This window comes from Pseudoalteromonas sp. TAE56, from assembly GCF_000497955.1.
Taxonomy (GTDB): domain Bacteria; phylum Pseudomonadota; class Gammaproteobacteria; order Enterobacterales; family Alteromonadaceae; genus Pseudoalteromonas.
In genome coordinates this window covers 1-5,196 of sequence record NZ_AUTN01000008.1, presented here as the reverse complement: position 1 = coordinate 5,196, position 5,196 = coordinate 1, and the positions used below count along the sequence as shown (strand labels likewise).

Sequence of the window (5,196 nt, the reverse complement as noted above, 5' to 3'; positions counted from 1 at the left end):
CAGCCGTATTTTTTATCATTTTAATGATAATGCTCGCTTTAATAATAATTCCGCTCGTCAGCCTAATTAAACGCAAGGAAGTTAAATAATGTCATCTGCACAAAGGCAAAAAATAAAACCAACTTGGCTTGGAAAAAGTTTGGCTGGTTGTTTTTTAGGGCTCGCACTAGCGTTTATTCTCGTTGCTTTTTTTGCATGGTACGGAGCGGGAGGCATAGATGCGCCTGATAAAGTGCAATTTAATATGTGGATAATCCCTCTTTTATGGTTAACCATTTTTAGCTTCACATACCTGTTTAGCTCGGCAAAAAATGCCTGGCTGACGCTTGGGGGCTTAAATATAACGCTATATAGTTTATTTATAATTTTAAGGACTTGGCTATGAGAGTTAGAGCCGATATTTTGCGCACCTATCAAGGTGTGCATACATGGACAGGAATAATCGCAGGCTTAGTCCTTTTCATAGGGTTTTATGCTGGTAGTTTAACCATGTTTAAGCACGAATTAGCACAGTGGGCAAAACCCGTCAGTGCACCAGTGACTAAACCATACACTAACAATTACCAAACATTAGTTGACCAAGCAATAGTTAAGTACCCTGAGCAAATGGGCAATGGCTTTTCCCTCGATTTACTAACAAATCAAGCACCGCTCTCTTGGTACAGCCAAGGAAAAGAGCGCGGTATGGCACTTAATAACCAATTACAGGCGCTACATATAAACCAGCAAAATAATCTGGTTATACAGCAACAAAGTGAGAATAAACTTGCAGATTTAATAGATTATTTGCATCGAACTGCAGGTTTTGCAGGCGAGATTGGTCACGACCAATCAGGGGTGTATATACTCGGTATAGCATCTGCGCTGTACTTTTTAGCATTGGTGTCTGGCGTAATTATTTTACTACCTACGCTTGTAAAAACGTTTTTTGCAATACGAAAAGAAAAAGGTGCTAGTCGTTTTTGGCTCGACAGCCATAATTTAGTTGGGATCGCCAGCCTGCCTTTTCATTTAATTATAGCGTTTACTGTTGTTGTGTTTGCATTTCATGACCTAATTTATGATGGTCTATCAGCATTTTATGACGATAAATCCTTTTTTCAACGCCCTGCCCCAGCAGCACATAATTATCATATTGCAAATTTACCAAGTATAGATAAACAGATCCTAGCGGCAAAAAACTACGCTACAGGTTATGAGCCAATTCATATTGCGTTTAATCGTTTAAACACAAACAGTCCAACAGCAACATTAAAAATGAGTAATAGCAGCGCTGTCGTTCGCGGACCTGATACTGACTACTTATTTTTACATCCTTATACATTAGAAGTACTTAACTCAAGCTATCCGCAAGGAGATGAGGGTATTTGGGGTAATATAGTAGGAAGTTTCTTTTCACTTCACTTTGGTACTTATGGAGGTGAATGGGGGCGTTGGGGGTATTTTATTATGGGACTGCTTGGCGCATTCTTATTTTATTCTGGTAACTTATTGTGGTTAGACAAACGCTTTAAAAAAGATCCAAACAAACGAAGCACACGATTTATGGCAAATTTAACAATTGGTGTGTGTGTAGGTTCAATAATTGCCGTGGTTGCCACGTTATTGCAAGCTAAATGGACAAACCTATATATAGAGAACGCAAATTACAGTTACCTTTATAGTTACTATTTGGTATTTTTTGTTTTTGTTGCTTATACCTTTTTTAAAGGAACTCACCACGCTAGCTATTGGGGCTTAATCGGCATTGCATTTTTATCTGCTGGTATGGGAGTTTCAACACTTGTACAGGCTTTATTAGCTGATGATTTTTTTAAATATTATCAAAGCGGTATTGTTGATATTAGCGCTGCAGTATTTGCGTTAATATTTTATTATTGTGCAAAAAAAGTTAGATACAAATCAGCAAGCTATGCCGTTATGCCTGCATAGTTGCCACAAACTTAATGAGGCGTATAGCACGCCTCATTAATCGAGTTACATATAAATATAATTTAGCTTAGTGTTTTTGCTGGCTCTGTAACAGACTTTTCTCGCGTTACAAAGTAGCAAATTAGCGAGCCCACGGTTACCAGTACAACTCCTTGCCAAAACGAAGCGCTCAGCGTAATAGATAAATACAGCGCTGAAATAATAGTAGAAAACACCGGTGTAAAGTACGAAAGTGTGCCAAGCAGCATTAAGTTACCGCCAATAATACCTTGGTTCCACAGTGCATACCCGCTCCCTACCACTACTCCTGCTAATAGCAATGTTATGCTTGAGCTGAGTGAAAACGTTAATGGTGCTTCATTACTAAAAGCATATTGCGCCCATAAACTCATTGCCGTAACAGTAAAGAATAACGTAATGGCATTTTTGCCATTACTCAGCTTCTGCGTAACTACGCAATAAATAGCCCATATAAACGCTGCAGTTAATGCCATTAAATAAGTAGCAGGATTATCAGCAAAGTTAGCTACAAGCGTATCGAGTGACATTTCTTGATCGCCCGTAATACACCAAGCAACGCCTAAAAAAGCAATAATCATGCTTGGGTACACCCAATAACTTACTTTTTTGCGACCAATAATAATAGAGAGCAATATAGTAAGCGTGGGCCATAAATAATTAATAACCGCCATTTCCATTGCCTGATGGCGGCTATTTGCCATACCAATAGAAAGCGCCAAGCAAATTTCGTACGATACAAATAATAAAGTACCTACTACCAGGTAGCGTCTTGAAAACCCACTAAACTTAGGCACTCCCATAACCAAAATTAAAAATATCGCACTGACAGAGTACATAGCCGCAGCACCACCAATGGGGCTAAACAACTCAGAAATATCCCGTAGTAATGCCACTAAGCAACTCCACAGTAATATTGCAGCAACTCCATAAAGCGTGTATTTATTTTTGCTTAAAAACTCCATTTGCCAATCCAAAAGTACTACTCGTAAATTTGAAACTAAACTAACAGTAATTATTTAATTAAACAATTAGGGTCTGTTGATCTTTCAAGGTTAAATTTGCAGCAGTCTGTTTGGTATTTAGGCAAGGCAGAGCCTATATAGTGTGGTTATTCCCCATAAATGGGCGATAACGTAGCATTAATGCCAAACAGGCGCTGCCCAAAGGGTTCTTCCTAGGGACTACTTACTCTTTGTTGCTCGGTTTTTACTTAGCCCACTAGGTTACAAATCTCGCGCCGCGATTAAATAGCCCATAGTTTGAACAAATTTTAATCCGCAAAGATCAACAGACCCTAAAGTTTATAGCTTAAACCTCTTCCCCTGTTTTTTTCATTCACACTTTTTAGTAATTGACCTTTTGGTCAGTAAAGCTACAATCAATCAATACGTTAAACACGCAAACTCAACAATGACCACACAAATAAAACCAAATAAAAAAGAAGTAACACGCGAAAAAAACCAAAAACTAATTTTAGATGCCGCCGAGCAATTGTTTTCGCAATTAGGTTACGACGGAGCAAGTATGAGCATGGTTGCTAAAGAAGCGCAGGTGCCAAAAGCTAATATTTTGTATTACTTTAAAAGTAAGGATGGTCTGTACGAGTCTGTGATCGACCGCATAATAGCTAATTGGAACTTAGGGCTAGATAACGTCACAATTAACGACGATCCAGCTACCGTGCTTTATAACTATATTAAAAGTAAAGTAATACTCGCCGTAAATCAGCCAATGCAATCTCGCTTATTTGCCAGCGAAATACTGCGCGGTGCCCCTTATTTACAAAACTACTTTAGAACCAATACCCGCCCTTGGGTTAAGCAAAAAGTTGATGTACTTCAAGCGTGGATGGACGCAGATAAAATGGATAAGGTTGACCCCTACCATTTGCTCTTTACTATTTGGTCTACCACGCAGTATTACGCCGACTTTCAGGCTGAGGTTTTACTCGTAATGAACAAATTAGAGTACGACAAAACCGATGTGGCACAAATTACGCAATCAATTGCCCACATAATTTTAAAAGGTATTGGTCTTAAAATACCTGAGCAAAGTGAGACTTAACCCATGACACCCTTTACTACACCCGATTTATTTGACGATCATCGCGATAGCGTACAAGTAGCCGACAGTGGCCTTTATCACTTTGGTAAAAAAACCACGTTTTACGGTCAAGTCGTTACCGTTACCTGCCCAGAAGACAACTCATTTGCTGCCGATATATTGCATGAAAATGGTGAAGGTAAAGTATTAGTTATAAACGGGTTTGCGAGCAAACGCTTTGCGTTTATTGGCGATATTATGGCTGAGCGTGCCCTAAATAATGGCTGGGAAGGGGTAATAATAAATGGCTGTTGCCGAGATATAGAAATACTCGCCACTATGGACTTACCGGTTATGGCGCTAGGCTCTACACCGCGTAGTACCTTAAAGCGCGGCTTTGGCGACAAAAACCGAACTATTACCATGCTTAGCACTACTATTGAACCTAACGATTGGGTTTACGCCGATATTAACGGTTTAATCATCAGTAAAACGTCCCTTATTTAGCGCTCACAACCATATAAATAAAGACCAATTTGGTGCACCTGCGCACCAAATTGGTTTGTTTTAGCTCATTTTAATACCACTATTTTTACAGCCCATATTTACTAACCTCATACAACTCGCCAAACCCTGACCAATTGGACAGGATTTTAATTTATGGCATTCCTCTTGCTTGGGTTTTAAACAATATAATAAGCTAACCGATTAAAAAGCGGATCAGGCTCTGTAAAATAAAAACAAGATGTTACGCAGTGAGCTGAAAAATAATAAAAATTAATCCGTCTTTTTAATCACTCTAAATCTGAACTGCTTGGTCAGATTTTTTATAACGAGTGGTGATATGAGTACCAAAAATAATAATACGACCGGTATTTTTTGTGACCATGGTCCTAAGGCATGGCAAACACATTACCAAGGCACGCTTATTAATAAGCGTCTTGCAATTAAAGATGTATTTGCAATCAAAGGCGAGCGCAACAGCGCAGGTAACCCTAGCTGGTTTAAAGCAGCAAAACCGGCCCAGCAAACAGCAAGTGCCGTAAATATGTTAATGGACGAGGGTTGTAGCTTTACAGGCTTTACCCATACCGATGAGCTTGCTTACAGCTTAGAGGGTAATAATATACATTATGGCGCTGCGCAAAATCCTAAATTAAAAAAGCATGCTTGCGGTGGTTCGAGTATGGGTTCGGCAGC

Annotated in this window: 5 protein-coding genes; 4 read left to right on the top strand and 1 reads right to left on the bottom strand. The window is 39.2% G+C overall.

Features of this window, described 5'->3' with window-relative positions:
* Positions 1 to 381: 381 nt before the first annotated feature.
* A complete protein-coding gene (locus L656_RS0100275; RefSeq protein ID WP_024597737.1) occupies positions 382 to 1,932 on the top strand; it encodes a PepSY-associated TM helix domain-containing protein in 1,551 nt (516 codons plus the stop codon).
* A gap of 62 nt (positions 1,933 to 1,994) precedes the next feature.
* On the opposite strand, the gene yddG is transcribed toward L656_RS0100275, so the two are convergent.
* Positions 1,995 to 2,915: an aromatic amino acid DMT transporter YddG gene (gene yddG / locus L656_RS0100270; protein WP_024597736.1), complete on the bottom strand. Its 921-nt coding sequence runs from the start codon at positions 2,913 to 2,915 to the stop codon at positions 1,995 to 1,997.
* Positions 2,916 to 3,363: 448 nt separating this feature from the next.
* Between yddG and L656_RS0100265 the strand changes: the two genes are divergently transcribed.
* The 3 genes from L656_RS0100265 to L656_RS0100255 all read left to right on the top strand — a co-directional run.
* The gene (locus L656_RS0100265; protein WP_024597735.1) at positions 3,364 to 4,017 is read left to right on the top strand and encodes a TetR/AcrR family transcriptional regulator; all 654 of its coding nucleotides are present in this window, start codon (positions 3,364 to 3,366) and stop codon (positions 4,015 to 4,017) included.
* A 3-nt stretch (positions 4,018 to 4,020) separates the two neighbouring features.
* Positions 4,021 to 4,503, top strand: a complete 483-nt coding sequence (locus L656_RS0100260; RefSeq protein WP_024597734.1) for a putative 4-hydroxy-4-methyl-2-oxoglutarate aldolase — start codon at positions 4,021 to 4,023, stop codon at positions 4,501 to 4,503.
* Between the two features lie 337 nt (positions 4,504 to 4,840).
* Positions 4,841 to 5,196 (top strand): amidase family protein (locus L656_RS0100255; protein WP_029750543.1); only part of this gene is annotated, 356 nt, incomplete at its 3' end.